The sequence below is a fragment of the Hyphomicrobium sp. genome, assembly GCF_003987855.1.
In the GTDB taxonomy this organism is placed as follows: domain Bacteria; phylum Pseudomonadota; class Alphaproteobacteria; order Rhizobiales; family Hyphomicrobiaceae; genus Hyphomicrobium_B.
Map to the genome: position 1 here is coordinate 46,286 of NZ_RXIZ01000013.1, position 18,276 is coordinate 64,561.

An 18,276-nucleotide genomic window follows, 5' to 3' on the forward strand; every position below is an offset into this window, starting at 1 on the left:
CATGACGGAAGATACACCGGAAGCTCAGTCCACTTCGAAGCCGACCAAGACCGCTATCACGATGGTTCTCGACCGATCCGGGTCGATGGACGCCTGCCGCGACGCCACAATCGAAAGCGTGAACGCCTACCTGACCAAGACCCGCGCCGATCAAAACCTGAAAGATTCTGATTTCGAACTCGCAATCTTCGATACCGAGGCCTACGACGTCATTCGGCGCGGCGACCTCGTCGCGACGAGGGACATCGCACGCGACGAATTCGAGCCACGCAGCGGCACGCCCCTGCTGGACGCGGTCGGACGGGGAATCGACGGTCTCGATCGACGCGCGCGTGACGACAACGCAATCCTGGTGGTCGTGACGGACGGATTAGAGAATTCGAGCCGCAAGCATACCTATGAAAGCATCAAAGCGCTTCTCGATGAGCGTCAGAAGAAGGGCTGGCTGGTGCTCTTTCTCGGCGCTGGGCTCGAGAGCGCGCGTGAAGGCATTCGCATGGGTGTGCAATCTGCAAACGTTGCGAGCATAGCAGTCGACCAAGCCTGTCTGAGGGCATCAATGGATGCGATGGCCGAAGCAAATGCCGTCTACGCCGCTGCCCCGTCCGTTTCCGCGAGGCGAATGTTCGTCGATAACGAAAAATTCTCGCCAGAAACGCGCGCGGCGATGGGAGATAGCACCGGCGGACGCGGGCTTCTGGGCGCTTCAGGTAGCGGCTTGAAGAAGAAATTTTTTAACCGCAAGCCGTCGGGGGCGACCATGCCGAAAGCTCCTCCAGCGCGTGAGGCCGACACTTGGTCGGGCGCCAACGAGGACGCTTGGCGCAAATAAAAATTGCAGCGAATCGAGAATGCAGGCCGGGAGCGATTCCGGCCTGTTTTCATTGGAACGTTTGATTCTACAGGCGCGCCGCTCAGTTCTGTAAGGCGCTTGCTGGCGATTGCGGATTGCCGCTGCAGCCAGGGCAACGGCGAAGTGTGGGCGGGTGCTTCCTAAAGGCCATCGCGCTGTCGAGCACGCGCAAGCAGGTTTCAGACGGGGCTTCGGTATCGATGCTGACACCTGAAAACCCGATCACTTCGCCGGCGAGATCGACGACGCGGGTGCAGATCACGCGCAAGTGCCTGTCGCCGAATATGTAGCTTTCGGTGATCGGGTCATCGCTCAGCTTCGATTGGTCGAGGATGCGCTTCACGGTCGCCAAGGTCGGGCCGCTCATCACGTCCCAAATGGTTTTGCCTTCGAGTTCGAGGCCCGTCATGTTGTGAATGCTTGCGAACCTGTCGTTGGCGCGAACGTGGCGGAAGTTCATATCCAAAAAGCAGAGGCCGACCGGTGCCTGCTTGTAGAGCGTGGCGAGCTGGTGCAGCTGCTGGAAGGGGGAATCGTCGAGCGGTTCGCTCGTCTCTTCGCCGGACGCAAACTCATCGAGGGCGCGCCGCGCGTCTGCAGGCGCCATGGGCTTACCGTACAGCCAGCCTTGTCCCAAATCGCAGCCCAGTTCGCGCAGCACGGCCTCCTCTTCGGGTGTTTCCACGCCTTCGGCGACGACCGTGATGGCAAGGCTCTGCCCAAGGCCGATGATGGCGGCGGCGATGCGCCTCTTGCTTCGGTCGCGGTGAAGCGCGCGAACGAAGCGGGCGTCGATCTTGAGCTTGCGGAAGGGAAACGCTTCGAGCCGGGCAAGGCTCGAATAGCCGGTGCCGAAATCGTCGAGTGCGACTTTGATCCCCATGCCATCGAGTTCCGCGACGTGGGCGTAGGCCGCCTCCTCGTCGGAGATCAGCGAACCTTCGGTAACTTCGACCTGGAACCGGTCGAGGGGAAATCCGGTGACACGGACGGTGTCGGCGAACGTCCTCGGGAAGCCGTTCTGGATCAACTGCTTAGGCGAGAGGTTGAACGCCAGGAAGAATTTGCCGGGCCAAGTTGCGGCTACGGGGCAAGCCAGCTGCACCAGATGGTTGAAGAGCCGATCAATAAGATCGTGCTGTTCCAGTTCCAAAATGAATTCGGCGGGCGGGATCGCGCCGCGGGCCGGATCGGTCCATCGCGCCAGGACCTCGAAGCCTCGCAACGCACCTGATCGAATATCGACAATTGGTTGAAATGCCGGCCAAATATGCTCATTCTCAATCGCGAAAGACAAGCGGGCGCCAACGGTTGATCCGCTGTCGCCAAGTGTGGGAACGAGCATTATTCTTCCTTGGTCTAGGTCGGCTACGCCGGGACACTTCCGTATGCGTCCAATCTGGGCTTGATACTCATTTACCAAACACGGTCAATCTCTGGTTGCCTCGTTAAATGCGGGCGAATTGACACGTCTGCGGCAACTCCTGATGGAACGGGGATTTCTCTCGGGATCAAATACGTTCTTCGGAAGAACGTAACGCGCTGGCCACGCCTAACCAGGGGAAGTTTGCGTTTTGTTAACGTGCGGGTCCGGAGGGCCGTGATAGCTTAACTTGCATGGCAGCCCCCACGAGCAGGGACCCCGGTCCCGAGATGTCGCGATCGTTCGCGCGGAAAGTCCGTCTCAGCACGTTTGCGTTGTTTTTCGAACGCCTTTGGCCGCGGTTGTGGCTGGTCATCGGCGTGGCGATGCTGTTCGCGATCCTGTCGTTTCTTGGCCTATGGCCCAATCTCGAGCCGCTGCCGCACAAGATCCTGCTCCTCGGCTTCGGAGCGGCGGCGATTGCCGCCATCATCTATGCGGTCCGGATTCCGTGGCCGACGCGGGATGAAGCGATCCGGCGCATCGAGCGCCGTTCCGGCGTCCCTCACCGTCCGGCGACATCCTACGAAGACACGCTTACGTCCGGCGCATCTGATACGGCGACGGTTGCCCTGTGGGAGGCACATCGGCAGCGTTTGGCGCGCGCCATTCAAAGGCTGAAAGTCGGCAATCCTGCGCCGCGAACGGATCGGCTCGATCCCTGGGCGCTGCGCGGTCTGCTGCTCCTGCTGCTCATCCCGGTCGCGGCGATGACGACGGGCAATTTGGGTGACCGGCTGGCGTCGGCATTCCGCTTTGCCTCAGCCGAGCAGGGTCCGCCTGCGCGGATGGACGCTTGGGTCACGCCACCACCTTACACCGCGCTGCCTCCGATCCTTCTTGCGGATGGATCGAAGCAGGCGAGCGAGGACGCGCAGGAGCGCGGCAAGTTCTTCGAAGTGCCGGACAAGAGCCAGCTCACCCTGCGCGGCGTCGGCTTTGATGGCAGCGGGGTCAAGCTCGAGGTTCTGGCCGACGGCGCGACAGAACCCGTCATCGTCGAGCCGGAGAAGCCGAAGGCTGGCGAACCCGCGAAAGAGGCCGTCGCGTCGAATGCGGGGGCATCCAACGTTTCAGAAGTCCGCTACGAGATCCGCAAGTCGGCGCGCGTGCGGGCGCTCAATGGCAGCCGTGAGCTCGGATTATGGACGTTCGACGTCGTTGCCGACGAACTTCCGAAGATTGCGTTGACGAAAGACATCAGCGGGACACCGCGCGGTTCGATGCGCGTGGTCTATAAGGCTGAAGATGATTACGGCGTGCAAAGCGCCGAGGTGAAAGTGCGCAAGCTGCCGCCGCCGCCCGTCGATCCGTCGAAGGCCTGGGCGCAGCCGCCGCCGATCGTCGGAACGCCGTTGCCGCCGGAGCCGCCTCCGGTCATGAGCCTCAAGATCCCGCGCCCCGGGGCCAAGACGGTCGACACGTCGACGCTGATCGAAGTAGGCGAAAATCCGCTCGCCGGTCAGCGCGTGGAGCTTTGGCTCGAGGCGACGGACGTCGGTGGACAGATCGGACGCAGCAAGCCGATCCAAATCGTGCTGCCTGCTCGTCGCTTCAAGAATCCCTTGGCGCGCGCGCTCGTCGAACAGCGCCGTCTGCTCGCAGAAGATTCGCGCTACCGGCCGATGGTCGTTCGCGCACTCGATGCTCTGACGATGGAGCCTGAAGGTTTCATCACCGATGACGGCGTGTTTCTCGGCATGCGTTCGGTTTTCCACCGCCTCGATCGCGATGGCTCACGCGAAACGATCAACGGGGCGATCGCGGATCTGTGGCAGATCGCGTTGAAGGTCGAGGATGGCGATCTCTCGCAGGCGGAAAAGGCGCTGAAAGATGCACAGGATCGACTTTCGGACGCCATTCAGAAGGGCGACGACAAGGACATCCAGGACGCGATGGCGGAGCTGAAGAAGCGGCTCAACGATTACCTCAACGAGATGCAGAAAAACGCCGAGAAGGAGAACCCGTCTCCCGGCGATCAGCAGAACGACCAAAACGATCAGCTCGGCCAGCAAGATCTCGATCAGATGATGAAGGATCTTGAAAAGAGCGCGCGCGAGGGCTCGCGCGAAGAGGCCGAGCAAATGCTGTCGGAAATGCGCGAGCTGATGGATCGCCTGCAGGCGGCGAACTCGCCGGAAGCGCGGGCGCAGCAGCAGCGCGCCCAGCAGATGATGAAGAAGCTCAACGAACTCAGCGATCTCACCGGCAAGCAGCAGCAGCTGATGGACGATACCTTCGGCGAGCGGCGAAAGCAGGAAGGCGAGGGTGGCTCGCAGCAGGATCAGCAGGGGCAGGGATCACCCCACGCGGGCAAGAACGGTCAAAAGGGCCAGGGCCAGCAGCAGCGCGGCGGCCAGGAAGGCATGCAGGCCGACCAGGACGGCGGCGGCGAGCAAGGCGAAGGACAGCAGGGCGAGGGTGGCCGTCCGGGCGGACAGCAGCAGCGGCGCGGCAAGGGCAGCCTGCAAGACCGGCAGGCGCAGCTTCGCAACGAACTCGACAAGCTGAAGAAGGATCTCGAGCAGATGGGCGCCGGCGATCCCGATAAGCTCGGGAACGCGCAGGATTCGATGGGCAAGGCCGAGGATGCGCTGAAGCAGGGCGATCTCGACGAGGCGGCCAACCAGCAAGGCCAGGCGCTCGATCAGATGCGCCAGAGCGCCCAGCAAATGGCGCAGCAGATGCAGCAGAACGCGCAGCAGCGTCTTGGCCGCGGCGGTTCATCCCCGCGCGATCCGTTCGGGCGGCCGCAGCGCGCGCAGGGGCCGGACTTCGGCAACTCGGTGAAAGTGCCGGATGCGATCGACGCGCAGCGCGCCCGCGAAATTCTGGAAGAGCTGCGCAAACGGTCCGGCGAAAGCCTGCGTCCGCAGGACGAACTCGAATACATCGACCGGCTGTTGAAGCGGTTCTAAGTCGAGCGACCGCGCGACTGCTTCCGATGCCTCCATCAACGCTGACGGCCTAGAGGCCGTCGGTCGGGGAAGAAGAGCGCTTCGATCCGCTCGATCAGATGTTCGATGGCACGCAGCATGTGCGTTCTCCGAGGTAATGTGCTGCGGAGAACGGTGCGCTTCATGGGCGCGCGGAACAAACGGCATTGCTTTACATGACCTGTAAGTTTTTGTTACATGTCGGTCCATGTCACGCAGATTGCCGCCGCTCAATTCGCTCAAAGCCTTCGAAGCCGCTGCGCGGCTGGCGAGCTTTTCGCGCGCGGCCGCCGAACTCAACGTGACGCACGCCGCCATCAGCCGGCATGTGCGCGCACTCGAAGCGGAGTTTCGCACGCCGCTCTTCGAGAGAACCGGCCGGGGCGTGGAACTCACCGAAGTCGGCCGCGCACTTGCGCAGGAGCTTACGACAGGCTTCGACATCATCGCGGCGGCGGCGAGCCGGTTCGCGAAGCCATCGCGGCGCAAGCGGCGTCTTCGGGTAACGTCGGACCCGTCGTTCGCCGCGCTCTGGCTGGTGCCGCGCCTCGGCCGGTTCACCGCGCTCCATCCCGGCATCGAACTCGAAATCGACGCCAGCCCACGGCTCGTCGATTTCGCGAAAGAAGATATCGACTTCGGTATTCGCTGGGGCGGCGGCGCATGGGACGGCGTCGATGCCAAGAAGCTTGCCGATGCGGAGCTGACCCTCGTCTGCAGTCCGCAGTTCCTCAGCGCGCATCCGATCTCCAAGCCCGCCGATCTCGATGGCGAACGCCTGATCCAGGAGACGGCGAAAGAATGCTGGAACGCGTGGCTCGCGGCGGCGGGCATCGCCGATCGGGTGACGCCATCGGGGCCGACACTCAACGGCGATCTCGCAATCGCTGCGGCGGAGGCTGGCCAGGGGCTAGCGCTTGCCGATCAGATCCAAGCGGGAGATGCGCTCGCCGCCGGGTATCTCGTGCGGCCGTTCGAAGTGGTGGCGACGCGTTACGCGTATTATCTGGTTCGTCGGCCCGGAGCGAGGGTGACAGAGGCGGCATCCGCATTCGAAGCGTGGCTAGAAGCTGAACTCAAAGCCTTCACAGCGAAACTTGCCAAAACGACTGCGGTGCGCGCGGAGATAAGCCGAACGCTGGCCAAATCCAAACCTTCGGCGCGCCGAGGGCGTGTGGCCGCGCGTTAGGGCGCGGCCGGCTTCGGTACGAACCGTGTCAGGAAACCGCCGATCACCTGGTGGCTCGTCAGCCGCGCACCCGCCCAGCCGTCACGTGGCTCTTCGCCCTTCCACCAGCGCGAGAACTGCCGCCACATATCGATAGGATACCAGGAGCCGTCACGGCCGGTGAGCGGTCCCCAGTAGTCGGCAAGCGTGAACTTATATTCGAGGAACACAGAGCCGCTCTTCAAACGGAACTCGAGACCGAACAGCGCCTGCCCGACGGGGCCGGTGTATTGATATTCGTAGGTTCGCGATGCGTCGGTCTTCAAATGAATTTCCGAATGCGGAAACGAAAGGCCCGCGCCGCCCCCGAAGTAGGGCGAGACGATGCCGATCGAGGGCAGGCGCATCAGGCCGTTCAGCGTCAGCATGTTGTGGCCGTGCGTCCATTCGAGCTTGGAGAAATAATCGCCGACCTTCGCCGTCGCTGGCGCAGGCTTGCCGTCGATCGTTCCCTGGAACTCGAAATCCTGTTTGAAGGGCGCGTAGACTTTCGAGTGGGTGAAGTCGAGCATCGAGCCGAAGCGTCCGCCGAACCAGCGCTGAATGCGCACGCCGTAGTAGAGCGGGTTCTCGAAGGGTTCGGTGAACCAATCGATCTTTTTGATCGTCAGGTCCGTGTTGCCCGGCTTCACGAGGTGGAAATCGCTCGGGTAATGATACGGCGCGCCGAGGTAGGCGCCGAAATCGGTTTCGCGGCCCGGTTGGCGCGCGGTGGAGACAGGCGGATTGGCCGTCGTCGCCGATGAGTCATCGTAATCATCCGGGAGCGCAGCCATGACGAGCAATCCCATCGTGACTGCGGTGGCCGCGATCTGGATCGCGCGGCCGATGGCCGACGTCGATGGCCAGGGGAGAAATCGGGGTGGCGACCACAGCGGTGCAGACAGGCGTTCGCGTGCGAGCATTCCCATTCCCCCCGTTTGCCGCCCGCATCAGGCGGTCTCGTCGTGGCGTGCCTGCGCCTTCCCGCACAGTTGCCGGTAGGCTTTATGCGCCTCCTCCAGACGCTTGCAAGGCATCCAGCATTCGATTTACTGCGGCAATCTGCGGCGCGTCACGAGTCAGATACTGCGGGCCCGTATAACCCCACCAATCCCAGCAGCCTTGCGGATTGATCGGCGACTTCGCCACCTGTGGAAAAAGCACGACGATCCGATTCGTATCGGCCCAGCGGGCATAGCCCGACTCCTTGATGAACGTGTCGCCCACCGCTTCGCGATTCTGCTCGCAGCCGTGGAAGGCGATGTGAACGCGGCAGCCTTTTGACTCAGCGCAGGCTTTGGGAACGTACACGACGCCGGTTTCGGCAAGCTCGGCGCTGTCGTTGTTGGTGACGAACGGCCGTTGATCGAAATCAATGAATTGGCCAGAGAGTGCGCTCGCCCGCGGCTGCAGATCGCCGTAGATGAATTTCAACAGCGCGCCTGCTTGATCGTAATTGCAATTGACGATGTATGGCTCGCCCGAAACACCGCAGGAACTGCCCTCGTCGTCGGTCACGAACGCATGGCCGGCAGGGACATCGGACACGAGCGCGACGTTCGCATCGGGCACGCCGAGCTTCTTGTAGAAATCTGCCGCGTGCCTGACGATCGATGGGGCCACCGTGCGGTCGGCCGTTCCGGTGAAGAGATAGATGCGATCGCGTATGACGTCGGCGATGGGATCGATCTCGCCCTTCTTAGCGCGGTCTTCCGCTTTTCGTGCAAGTTCGTCGGGATCGGATACGCCCCATATGCCGAGGAGATCGAGCATGCAGCCGTTCACGGCCTTGCTGAGGTTCAAGAGCGCGGTACCCGTGCCGGGCATCGTGTTGGCGAAAATGCTTTCGGAGCAGCCATAGGGTCCGCCCGCGATGATCGCGGCGCCGATGACGCGCTTGGCATGCGCCATCTGGAATTGACCGGCCATGTAGGCGCCTGAACTGATACCAGACACCGAGGTCTGATCCGGTTCGACGCCGAGCGCGGGAATGGGACGCGCGGTTGTTGCCGTTGTCTCGGCTTTGTCGCTTTTGTCGTTGCAGCCTGCGGTCAGTGCGGCGGCGAACGCTGCAAGGATCAGCGGCAGGCGGGCGAGCGGATATCGTCGAACTGGCATGGTGGAATGAATTCCAGAAATCGGGGCTTCAGAAAATGAGGCTATCGGGTAATGGCGTCGAAGCTCAAGGCGGCGTTGGGCCCAATATACCAGCACTTCTTCTCATCCGCCTCCTTATGCCAGATGAGACTCTTAACGTCGTTCCAGCCACCCTTCTGAAGGCTTCGCTGCAAGGCCTTAAGCTCATTTGCGCTGGGCTGGGGAGTCAAGCCTTCCGCGTAAACGAACGAGACCGTACTGACGGCCGTTGCCTCATAGCCTTCTTCGCGGCGCGTGATGAGGAACGCGACCGAATTCAGGTTCTGGCCGGGGATGCGGGGAACGCCGAGCGGAAAGATCAGACGCCCGCCAACTTTCAGCTTTTCGATCCATGGAGCAGCGGGCCGTGGCACGGCAAAGTTGACGTAGACGATATCCACCTTGCTCTTCGGCCAGTCGCAGCCATTGGCGCAAACGACTTCGACGTTGGCGCGGTCGGCGAGATTGTCTTTTGCTCGGGCGGCGGATTTCTCGTCGTATTCGACGGCGATGACGCGTCCGGCCGCTCCGACGAGTTCGGAAATGATCGCGGAGTAATAGCCGTTTCCCGCACCGATGTGGGCGACGGTATCGCCCTCGCGCGGCGCGACGAGATGCAGCCAGCGCGCATGGAGCGACGGACTGCCGTTATTTACGCCGCGGGCTTCGTCGATGGCAATGACGACGTCCTGATAGATGAGGGCAGGATCTTTGTCGGCGTGCACGCCGTACGACCACGGTGTCAAGATATGCCATGGCGGCGGACCCAGGAACGCCTCGCGCGGCACGCTTGCGAAGGCGTCCTCGAGACGTTTGTTGTCGGCTGCGTCAGCGATCGTCAGCATCTGGCGCGCGAAGACGCGGCGCACATTGGCAAGTTTCATCTCCGGCTCCGATCGCCGCGCTTTGGGCGGGCGGCTCGCGTTATCTTACGCGGATCGAAGAGCGGTCGGTACGGCCTTTGGCATCGATAACGGTAAGTTTGGCGAAGCCTTCTGTGGGCTGCCACGTGACTTCGCGGGCGTGCGCATCCGAAGCGATCGGTTTGCCGTCGATCAGCCAGGTGAGCGGCAGTGCGCCACCATCGGCTTTGAGCACGAGGGGTTCGCCGTCGAGATCGGCTGTCGCGATTTCGGATTGATCGGGCGGAAACGAGATGAGAACCGGTGGTTCGAGGAATTTGCCTGTAACAGGATCGTCGCCCGGGTCGCGCCAGCGCTTCAACGGCGCGGGGAGCTCAGCATTCGTCGCGCGGATTACGTTGGCGGGCGCGCCTTGCAAGGGCGCGCGCGCGCCGGGAATACGCTCGAAGGCGTCAAACAACATCGGCGCTGCGGCGCTGCGGCCGACGAGCCCGGGGATGCTCGAATTGTCCGGACGGCCGACCCAGGCGGCAATCACATACTTGCCGTCGTAGCCGATTGCCCAGGCGTCGCGATAACCATAGGACGTGCCGGTCTTGTAGGCGAAGCGTCCGCCCTTGGCGTTGAGCGGCGGCGGTGCGTCTTTCAGGACATCCGTCACATACCACGCCGCGAGCGGTGACATGAGACGATGGGCGTTGACGAGCGGCTTCAGATGCGATGTCGCCCAGACCTTGCCGCGCTCGTTCCAGCGATGGGTCAGCATAATGCTGTCGCCGCCGCGCGCGAGGCCGGCGTAGAGCTGCGTCAGTTCCTCGAGCGTCAAACCCGTACCGCCGAGTGCCATCGCCAACGTCGGCTCGGACTTGTCTGGGAAGCGAGCTTCGACGCCGGCACGGCGGAAGCGGCCAACGAGCTTGCCCGGTCCGACGCGGGCCAAAACGCGGACAGCGGGGATGTTGAACGACTGCTCCAGCGCCTCGCGAATGGAGACGGTGCCGTGATAGCCTTCATCGAAGTTCTTCGGCGCGTAATTGCCGAAGCGAACGGGCCGATCCTCGATGAGTGTTTCGGGATGCGCGAGGCCGGCTTCGAAAGCCAAACCATAAATGAACGGCTTCAACGTCGACCCGGGCGAGCGCACGGCGGTTGCCATGTCGACGGCGCCCTGACGCGATTTATCCATATATCCGGCGGAGCCGACCTCAGCCAAAATCTCGCCCGTCTGATGGTCGGCGACGATGACGGCGGTCGAAACGTTGTCGCCGATCATGCGGGCGTGATCCTGCGCGAGCTTTTCCAGGCTCGCTTGCAGATTGCGGTCGAGCGTCAGCTTGATCACGCTTTCGCTCGGATGGGCGGCAACTTCGCCTTCGGCGAGATGGGGAGCGAGCAGAGGAAACGAGTAGCGCGCGGCTGGAATGCGCTCGGTCTTGGCGCGTTCGGCTTCCGCCAGCGTGATGACGTGTGCGGCGACGGCGCGATTGAGCACGCGATTGCGGGCGCGCAACGCTGCATTCGGATTGCGATCGAGACGGCGAATTTCCGGTGACTGCGGGAGGGCGACAAGAAGAGCAGCTTCGCCGAGCGAGAGGCGGCGTGGTTCCTTGCCGAAATAGGCGAGCGAGGCGGCGCGAACACCTTCGAGATTGCCGCCGAACGGCGCGAGGCGAAGATAGAGCTTGAGGATCTCCGTCTTGGAAAGGGTGCGCTCAAGTTCGATGGCGCGCGCCATCTGGCGAAGCTTGCCGCCCGCCGTGCGCTCGTGACGGCCGTCGAGCAGGCGAGCGACCTGCATCGTCAGCGTCGAGCCACCGGATATGATGCGGCCGTGGCGCAGCATCTGCATCACCGCGCGGAGGATGGCTTTCGAGTCGACACCGTGATGCGAATAGAAGCGCTTGTCTTCGAAGGCGAAGAGCATTTTCAGGTAGTGCGGATCGACGTCCTTGGGATCGAGCGGCAACCGCCACATGCCATCGGTCGTCGTGAAGGCGCGGAGCAGGCGATCGTCGCGGTCGACGACGGTGGTCGATACGGCCCTGGCGTTCTCGAGCGGCAGGGGGCCGGCGTCGGCGAAGGCTTTGAGGTAGAGGCCGCAGGCGCCGGCCGCGAGTACGAAGAATGCCGCGCAAGCCGCAATGGCCACACGGCGCAGCGTGAATGGATTTCGGCTTTTCTCACGCGGCGGAGAAGCAGCGCGAAGGCGAGATAAGAAGGGGACGTAGCGCCGGAGGAGGGTGGCTGACGCTGGGGGCACCGACGGCTCGTCACCCCCTCTCCGGCCTTCCCCCATTGGGGGAACTGCAGACGAGGAGACTTGCGCCCCCTCACCCTGGCCCTCTCCCCGAGGGGAGAGAGAGACGTTCTTCTTTGCCCATGGCCCCAGCCGCACGTCGCATCACTCCTTCGTCGAGACGGCGAGCGTGCCGGCGGCGGAGCGCGCGTACCGTTCGGGCCGGTACATGTCTTCGACGGTTGCCGCCGGATGGACGAACGTGCCCGGCGTCACGGCGCGAACGATGTAGGCCAGCGTCGCGGTGACGGCGGTCGTCTTCGGCTGCGTGGTGCCGTCGGGCAGAACGACCTGGCTCTCCGGCGTGCTGTTGCCGCTTGTGTTGTCCGGCGTATCGCTATTCTCGGCATCCGAGGACGAAGACGATGTCGACGTGCGCACGTTCGCGAAGTTGAACGCGGCGACGAAGCGATCATCGCGGAACTCGGTGTGCTCCGGCTCGGCCGTCGACTTCAGCCACGACAGGCCCGAGATCGCGCCGCTGTCGACAAGGTGCGGGTTTTCGATCTCGAAGCCCGCAGGCAGGCGATCGACGACCATCACGCGGCCGGCAGGATCTTCGGACGTGACCTTCACCACCATGACGAAGCGATCGTTCTGCTTCACCTTGGCCTTGCCGCCGGTGAGGCTTGCCAGATCGATCTTCTTGCCATCGACCGTGTAGGCCTGCCGCTCGATCTTGAAGCCTTTCGAGACGGCGGGTTCCGGCGTCAGCGCTGCGCCGATGACGGAGATCACCGCATCGACGGCGGTGTCGCCGTTGTTGGTGATGGTCAAGGCGCCGTTCTTCAGCTCGGCCGGCGTGAGGCCCTTCAGCAAGGGACCATTCACCGGCTTGCCGTCGATCGACAGCGTTGTTGCTTTCACTTCATCGTTCAAGGCTTTGGCGGCGAGCAGCATCCAGGCCTGTTCCTGCGTGGATGTGTACGTCCGCGTTTCGTAAGCCTTGGCGATGACGGTCGCGAGGCGCGGCTGGTCTTCGCGGGCGATGCCGGTTTCGGCCGCCAACGTGACGAGCGCGGCGCCATCGCGCAGCGTCGAGCCATAGTCGCTGCGATAGCCGCTGTCGGGGGTATCCGGCATGGCGGCCAGTGCGGCGGCGAACGTGCGTTCGGCGCGTTCCTTGTCGCCCATCATCGCGAGCGCCGCGCCGACTTGCGCCTTGGCTAGCGGCGTCGAGAAGCGGCCGATGCGTTCGTCGGCGTAGTATCTCAGGTCACCGATCGGCGCGCGGCCGTTGCGGGCGAGGACATAGAGCGCATAGGCCCGATCTTCGCCACCCTTCTCGAAGTCAGAAGCGTAGGCGATGAAGTTCTGCAGCCGGTCGAGCGCGCGATTGAAGCTCTCACGCGGCACATCGTAGTTGGCTTCCTTGGCGCGCGTCAGGAAGTCGGTGACGTAGGCCGTCAGCCACAGGTCGGTGCTGTAGGGTCCCCAGACGCCGAAGGCACCCGTCGAGTCCTGCATCTCGAAGACGCGGCCGATGGCTTTCTGGACGCGATCCTTCAGTTCCTTGTCCTGGGCGAGACCGATCTGGGCCGCCACCGCGTTGGCGACGACCAGCGGCATCGCTCGCGATACCGTCTGCTCGGCGCAGCCGTACGGATAGCGGTCGAGCTGCGAGAGAAGTGTCGGCACGTCGAGGCGAGCGGCCGGCCCGACCGACATGTTAATGCGGGTTCGCGACGGGATCAGATCGTAGGCGAGATCTGCCGATACGCTGAGCTTGCCGCCGGGCTTCAGCGACGAGATCGTGGTGCGCTTGATATCGCCGGCGGGCGGGAAGACGTTGAACGTCATCTCGCGCTTGACGGCAATGTCGTTGGGCCCGGTGACGACAGCCTTGAGCGTCACTTCGCCAAGCTCCGTCGGCTTGAACAGGATGCGCTGCATCGTGCGTTCGCCCTGTTTCAGGTCAGCCGTCTTGTCGGCAACAGGCGTCAGCGTCTCGTTGCGGTCGTCGCCCGCTTTACGCGACAGCGTCAGCTTGTAGGGCGCGGCCGGGCCATCGACGTTGTGGATGCCGAAGCCGAGGTCGACTTCGTCGCCCAAGGTCATGAAGCGGGGGACCGCGACGGTGAGAGCCACCGCATCCCGGACGATCAAGTCGCCCGAGCCATGACCCACCTTGTCCTTGCTCCATGCCACCGCCATGAACCGCACGGTGCCGTTGAAATCCGGCAGGTCGAACGAGACGCTCGCGGTGCCGTCATCCTTCACCTGAACGATGCCGGAATAGAGCGAGACGACCGTTTCGACCGTGGGGTTGCCTTGCAGCGCCGCGCCCGCGTCACCACCCGAGCGCAGCTTGCCGCGATCGGCGTGCATGCCATCGATCAGCTTGCCGTAGAAGTCGCGGATTTCGAAGGCGAGCTTCTGTTGTTGCGAGAACCACTTCTCAGGCGCGGGCGTCTCGAAGCGTGTGAGGTTCAAGATGCCGAGGTCGACGGCTGCGACGACGACGCGCGCGTCTTCGCCGGGAGCCAAGCCTTCGACTTTCAGCGGCACATCGACGTGCGCGCCGGACTTCACCTTGTCGGGAAGCGTGACCGCAACTTTCAGGTGCTTGCTGCTCTGGTCGATCGGCAGCCAGCGGATACCGATGGCGCGGCTCGGCATGCGCTTTTGCCCCTCGTCCATCGGGCGATAGAGGATTGCGGTGGCGTAGGCGCCGGGGCCCCACTCGCCATCGACGGGGATCTCAACTTCGCCGCCGCCTTTGGCAATGTCGACTTCCTTCATCAGGTCGAGGCCGGTTCCGAGCACGGCGACGAGCGCCTTGCCGCCGAGCTTTGATGCGATGCGCAGCTTCGCGGTGTCGCCCGATTTGTAGCTGTCCTTGTCGAGCGCCACGTCGAGCTGTTCGGGTGAATCGACGTTGTCGCCCGCCGTGTACCAGCCGGCATTGAAGATGATGCTCGAGGCCGGGCCATCGGCAGCGGACGAGGCGATGTCGAGGCGATAGCGGCCCCAGTCGATCGGCTGGGAAATCTTGGCGGCGCCGCCGGCGGTGACGGCGAGCTCGCCACTGCCGATCTTGCGCTTGACCGTGACGGCTTCGTACGTCCAGGCGCCGTCGCGGCGATACCACTGCCAGTTCGTGTCGAGACGCGTCAGAGTCCAGGTGAGATCGCTCGCGGCTTGCGCCTTTCCGTCGGCGCCGAGAAGCACGACGTTGAATTCGGCGTTCTGGCCTTCGGGCGCGGACAAGTTGTCAAACAGCGGCTTGATGCCGATGCGCTGGAGTTTGAGGTCGACGGGGAGCGTCAGGTTGCGCTCGATCGTTCGGCCGCCGTCCTCGCGCAGCTTGACCGTGATCTGCGCTTCGAGCGGCTTCGGCGTCTTGGGCATTTGCGGCAGCGTGATGGGCACAGCGGCCTTGCCGGACTGATCCATGGCAAGGTTCGCCTGCAGTGCCTGACGCGCGGGGTTCACGAGTTCGTCGGCTTGGCCGAACACGTATCCGGCATAGCCCGGCACGTCCTTGTTGGAGGCGCGCACGACGACTTCGCCTTCAAGTCCGAGGCCTGCCGCGGGCGGACCGTAGAGATAACGGCCGTCGGCGTTGATCGACTGGTTCTCATCCGGCGACAAGGCCTTGAGGTCGGACGTGAGCGTCATGTCGAGGCGTTCGGGGACGAAGTCTTCGACGAGGAATGAGCGCTCGGCGATGGGTTCCGCCTTAGGATCGGTATAGAGCTTCACCCGCCACGTGCCGGTCATCGCCGTCTTGGCGAGCGTCAGGATGCGCGAGCGGCCGCCGAGGCCGGCATCGTTCATCAGGAGGCGGGCCTGCTCGACGCCGTCGGGCCGGAAGAGCATCAGCGTCGCGGGGATCGCCGACGCCTTGCCGAACTGATCGCGCACCAGCGCCGTCACGTTCACGTCCTCGCCGCCGCGATAGACACCGCGCTCGGTGTAGATGTAGGCGTCGACCGGGCCGGACGGATCGCGACCCTGCACGCCGCGATCGGAAAGATCGAAGGAGTTGAGCGTCAGGTCGAGGAAAGCGTATTCGCCTTCGCCTTTCTGAGCGACGAGGATGGCGGGCGCGGCGCCGCCTTCGCCTTTCGTGATCGCCGCATCGAACTTGGCATAGCCGCGGCCATCGGTCGTCGCCGTTGCCAGGACTTCGTTGTTCTTGGCGATCAGCTTCACGGACGAGCCGCCGATGCCGGTCGCGTCGCTCAAGGAACGAACGAAGGCGTGGACGCCGTCATTGCCGGAAAAGGCGGTTAGCCCAAGATCAGAGACGATGAACCACTGCGTGGCGCGTTCGTAGCTTTCCTGCTTCTGCTTCTCGGATGGCTTGGCGACGATGACGTAGACGCCGGGTTCGAGCTTGCCGGTGGCGTCCGTCACGGGGACGGCCGTGGTCACGTCCTCGTTGAGCTTCGAGGCGATATCCATCTGGCCCTGGTAGACCTTGATGCCGGAGCGGTCGCGAATGTTGTCGACGTCGTAGCTCGAGAGCTGACGCGCCATGTCGCCGCTCTGCAGCGTTGTCGCCAGATTGCGGTCGCCGATGCGATAGACTTCGACATCGATCTTGCTGGTGTTGGTCGTGGTGACGGGAATGCCCTGCTGGCCGCGTGAGGGCAGCACGTAGGCTTTGCCGCCGAAGCGTACGAAAGGCGAGCGATCGGGGATATAGACGGCGATGTCGGACGTCTTCAGCAGCTTTTCGCCGATGTCGGACGGAAGTCCGGCACGGATCTGGACCTGATAGCGCTCGCCGTACTTCAGGCCTTCGAGGCAGAGCTGCTTGCCGTCCTGCACAAGGTTCTGCGGGTCCTTGCCGCCAACCGAGATGAACTTCGCAACATCGGTCTGCGTGCGCGAAAGGTCTTCGGAGAATTGCAGGCAGAGGCGCGGCGGCGTGGCGTCATTGTCGGTCTTGTAGTCGGTCATGCGGAAGCCGTACTGGCCACGCAGGCGGTCATACATCTCGCGCGTCGTCTGATCGTCGGCGATCGACAGGCTCAAGCTCAACGCGTCGATGGCGGGACGCCAGTAGGAGCGCGCTTCGAGCGTGCGGCCCAAGACGTAGAGCGCGTGCGCCTTCTCGGCATTGCCGGTCGCGCGCTGATAGCCGGTGTAGGCGGCGCCGGAGGCATAGATCGCCAGGTCGTAGCGCTCGTTCGAATTGTTGGGGTCCGGCGGGATGGCGATCAGCGCTTCCGCGAGACGCGTCCAGGCGGCGGAGTCCTGAGCGTTGGCGGAGACGACGTTGGCGAGCGCCCGTGAGGCTGCGCGCGGATCGCTCGCGAAATCTTTCTCGGCCTGCGCCTTGAGCGCGGCCGGCGACTTGCCGTCCGGTTTCCAGTTCGCCTTGAGATAGGCCTCATAGCGTTTGGCGTCGGCGGCGACGCCCTGATGCAGGAAAGGCTTCGGGTCTGCACTGGCAGTTGCGAATGTCGCCAGCATGAGAGTGAAAACCGCTGCAAGGCGCGCGAGGAAAAGCATTGGTCGCATCCTGTTTGAGTGCCTCGATGTCGGAGCGCACGAGCGGCGAGGGACTTCGCGCTCGGGTTGGCCCGCGCCGGAGTATCTTGAAGCGAGCCTTTGCGGGGAAGCCCAACAAGGCTCAAGGGCCGAAGCGCGGCGATAAAATTGGAAGTTCCGTTGGTTGCGCGTTCTTGCGGCCTTTTTCCGACATTGCTCCCAGGGCGAAACTTAACACCCCGGCAAAGTGCGGGGATAAGTTTTTTATCTCGCGGGATATCGGGCCTGACGGCGCGCTGAAACAGGCAGCTGCCGGAAACCGGCCTCGCCGCCCGAATGACAGTTTCCTAACGGCGCACGCTCAAACGGCGAAAAGATGTAACAGGTCTAAACTTTCCCAAGTCATGACTGTGGCCGGGGCGAGCCCGGCCACAGCAAAAGGAAAGTGGTTTCGCCTTAGTGCCGCGGGAGAGGTAGCGGCAGCGCTGCGGGGTCGTCCGACTGCGCGGCGATGATCTCGGGCGAAAGGCGCGGGAGTTTCAGCGGGCGGCCGCGGGACCAGAGTTTCTCAAAGGAGGCGGCGGCGAAGACGCCAATCGATGCGTCTCCCGGATGGTAGAGTTCGAATGCGTCACGCTTTGTGGGATCGCGGCGCAGGCAGTCCCCGATCCAGACATGGGCCGGGCCGACGACCAGCTGTTCGTGCGCCGGACCGAAGCTCGGATCGGCGAGGACGCGGACGTCCGCGTCAGTCATGTCGAGCAGCGATGGCGCGGTGGCATCTTCCATATTGGTGTCGCAGATCACGATGCGGATGTGGGCCGCCTCGACCCGTCCTTCCGACCATGCGGAATGGAGCGCGCGCGCAACCGGGCTGTCGGGACTGCGGACGAAAAGCGTAAGGCTGACCCCATGAGCAAGGGGGGTACGGGAGGCCGTCATCGCCTCGCCGATAAAATCCTTCAGCCGTGATTCCTTATCGGTCCGAGACATAGTCATGAGCCGCGAAGGTGTGGCGGTGCGCATTTATGAGATTCCCATTTCGAACGGTCATGTTCGCAAAGATCGAACGCTCCCCCGGTCGAGCATTCGGTGTCCCCATTAAGCCAGCAAG

The 18,276-nt window shown here is 63.4% G+C and carries 10 protein-coding genes; 3 read left to right on the plus strand and 7 right to left on the minus strand.

The window, feature by feature from the left end:
• Nucleotide 1 precedes the first annotated feature (1 nt).
• The gene (locus EKK30_RS11470; RefSeq protein WP_290984931.1) at nucleotides 2–832 is read left to right on the plus strand and encodes a vWA domain-containing protein; all 831 of its coding nucleotides are present in this window, start codon (nucleotides 2–4) and stop codon (nucleotides 830–832) included.
• Between the two features lie 82 nt (nucleotides 833–914).
• Here the strand turns inward: EKK30_RS11470 and EKK30_RS11475 are convergent, their stop codons facing one another.
• Nucleotides 915–2,198 carry an EAL domain-containing protein gene (locus EKK30_RS11475; RefSeq protein ID WP_290984934.1) on the minus strand — a complete coding sequence of 428 codons (1,284 nt, stop codon included), beginning with the start codon at nucleotides 2,196–2,198 and terminating at the stop codon, nucleotides 915–917.
• A 272-nt stretch (nucleotides 2,199–2,470) separates the two neighbouring features.
• Here EKK30_RS11475 and EKK30_RS11480 point away from each other — a divergent pair, with 272 nt between their 5' ends.
• Both EKK30_RS11480 and gcvA read left to right on the plus strand, forming a co-directional pair.
• Nucleotides 2,471–5,194 carry a TIGR02302 family protein gene (locus EKK30_RS11480; RefSeq protein ID WP_290984937.1) on the plus strand — a complete coding sequence of 908 codons (2,724 nt, stop codon included), beginning with the start codon at nucleotides 2,471–2,473 and terminating at the stop codon, nucleotides 5,192–5,194.
• A 226-nt stretch (nucleotides 5,195–5,420) separates the two neighbouring features.
• Nucleotides 5,421–6,401, plus strand: coding sequence for a transcriptional regulator GcvA (gene gcvA / locus EKK30_RS11485; protein WP_290984940.1), 981 nt, complete (start codon nucleotides 5,421–5,423; stop codon nucleotides 6,399–6,401).
• Here gcvA and EKK30_RS11490 read toward each other — a convergent pair.
• From EKK30_RS11490 to EKK30_RS11515, 6 genes are all read right to left on the minus strand, one after another.
• Nucleotides 6,398–7,345, minus strand: a complete 948-nt coding sequence (locus EKK30_RS11490; RefSeq protein ID WP_290984943.1) for a hypothetical protein — start codon at nucleotides 7,343–7,345, stop codon at nucleotides 6,398–6,400. The genes gcvA and EKK30_RS11490 overlap by 4 nt on opposite strands.
• Before the next feature lie 82 nt (nucleotides 7,346–7,427).
• Complete coding sequence (locus tag EKK30_RS11495) at nucleotides 7,428–8,540, minus strand: poly(3-hydroxybutyrate) depolymerase (RefSeq protein ID WP_290984946.1); 1,113 nt, start codon at nucleotides 8,538–8,540, stop codon at nucleotides 7,428–7,430.
• A gap of 41 nt (nucleotides 8,541–8,581) precedes the next feature.
• Nucleotides 8,582–9,442, minus strand: coding sequence for a methyltransferase domain-containing protein (locus tag EKK30_RS11500; protein ID WP_290984949.1), 861 nt, complete (start codon nucleotides 9,440–9,442; stop codon nucleotides 8,582–8,584).
• A 40-nt stretch (nucleotides 9,443–9,482) separates the two neighbouring features.
• Nucleotides 9,483–11,681, minus strand: coding sequence for a penicillin-binding protein 1C (pbpC, locus tag EKK30_RS11505; protein ID WP_290984952.1), 2,199 nt, complete (start codon nucleotides 11,679–11,681; stop codon nucleotides 9,483–9,485).
• A 141-nt stretch (nucleotides 11,682–11,822) separates the two neighbouring features.
• The gene (locus EKK30_RS11510; protein ID WP_290984955.1) at nucleotides 11,823–17,183 is read right to left on the minus strand and encodes an alpha-2-macroglobulin; all 5,361 of its coding nucleotides are present in this window, start codon (nucleotides 17,181–17,183) and stop codon (nucleotides 11,823–11,825) included.
• A gap of 435 nt (nucleotides 17,184–17,618) precedes the next feature.
• Nucleotides 17,619–18,188: a hypothetical protein gene (locus tag EKK30_RS11515; protein WP_290984958.1), complete on the minus strand. Its 570-nt coding sequence runs from the start codon at nucleotides 18,186–18,188 to the stop codon at nucleotides 17,619–17,621.
• Nucleotides 18,189–18,276 lie beyond the last annotated feature (88 nt).